This is a genomic window from Paramuribaculum intestinale, assembly GCF_003024925.1.
Taxonomy (GTDB): Bacteria; Bacteroidota; Bacteroidia; order Bacteroidales; family Muribaculaceae; genus Paramuribaculum; species Paramuribaculum intestinale.
In genome coordinates this window covers 1-1,192 of record NZ_PUED01000356.1, presented here as the reverse complement: position 1 = coordinate 1,192, position 1,192 = coordinate 1, and the positions used below count along the sequence as shown (strand labels likewise).

The 1,192-nt window shown below is 54.1% G+C and carries 2 protein-coding genes and 1 pseudogene; all 3 read right to left on the bottom strand.

What is annotated here, in order from left to right:
- Nucleotides 1-241, bottom strand: a pseudogene (locus C5O24_RS13515) (DNA adenine methylase); the annotation flags it as partial.
- A 116-nt stretch (nt 242-357) separates the two neighbouring features.
- On the bottom strand, nt 358-729 hold the full coding sequence (locus C5O24_RS13510) for a hypothetical protein (RefSeq protein WP_107681984.1): 372 nt from the start codon (nt 727-729) through the stop codon (nt 358-360).
- 33 nt (nt 730-762) lie between these two features.
- Nucleotides 763-1,192, bottom strand: a 430-nt coding sequence (locus tag C5O24_RS13505) for a thymidylate synthase (protein ID WP_107681983.1), incomplete at its 5' end; no start/stop codon positions are given.

The window sequence follows — 1,192 nt, the reverse complement described above, 5'->3', positions numbered from 1 at the left end:
CCCCTGCATTGCGTCCGAGCCACTCGCAGAGCTCCACGATTGACGATTTGGAGCTTGTAAAATAGATGTAGCGCTGACCGGCGAGCGACGCGATCACGTCGAGGTAGTCACTCAACCCCCACGACATGTTATATGTGCTTACATCCGTGGAGAGATATGGCGGATCGGCCAAAAACACGACATCCGGACGGTTGCGATACCGTGCCACAAGCTCGCGGTAGTCGCAACTCGTGATGGTCAAGCCGTCGAGGTAGCCCGCTGCGTCGTATGGCGACGCGACTATATTATTATATAAGGTCTGCTTTGACAGCTCCTCGTACGATGTCGCCCGCTTGCCTGGGAAACATAGATTTGCCGCTAATGTGATATAATCGACATAGCCGGCCGCATCCTCTGCGGCAATCCTCTCCAGGATGTGCTCCCGCTGCGGGGAGGCGATCCGTTGTGACTTGGATTTACCCCCCCCCTTATGCTGCGTAAGTCGCTGATTAGCGCATTAGTGCGCGGTATATTGTCGAGGCGTGTGCGATAGTCGTCGAAGTCGTTGTAGACCACCATGGCGTCGGGACGCTCCCGCTTGGCGATATGCGAGAGCAATCCGGATCCGCCAAAGAGGTCTACAAAGATCCGGGCGTCGCGGATTTGACCCAGTACGCGGCAAAACTCGCCGACATAACGGCGCTTTTGACCTTGGAAAGGGAGCGGCGCCGACTTGTATATCTTAGTCATTATAATAGTATTTGAGCACTGTTTGAGTGGTTGTTAAACATTGAGTGTGTACTTGACGCCCTCCTCACCATCGAGCATCCTGCGCGTAGCCTCGATATTGGTGTCGTAGATGTGTACATTGCCAAGGTTGAGCGTGATCGAGCGCAGGGGCAGCTCTATCTGTCGCGACATGAGATAGAGGTGGTAGAGATCGGATGGTAATCCGAGACTTGCGTCGGAGCTACGTTGATACGCCGAGATAACAAGCTCTCCCTCCTCGATCTGATACTGGATCAGACTCAAACAGGGCGCCTGATTTGTCGGCGCCTCAGTCGCGCCCAAAAACAACACGTAATTTTTTGAGCTGCGACGCTCCCGGTTGATACGATCGATCAATACGGGCAGCTTGGCCATATAGGTCGGATAACTGTTGATCAACGTCTGTCCGCAATAATCCCACCAGTCGATCCCGGCGGCCCTATAG

Bases quoted from the DNA above. Each gene is read 5' to 3' on its own strand.
- C5O24_RS13510 (WP_107681984.1), bottom strand. From the start codon at position 729: ATGACTAAGATATACAAGTCGGCGCCGCTCCCTTTCCAAGGTCAAAAG.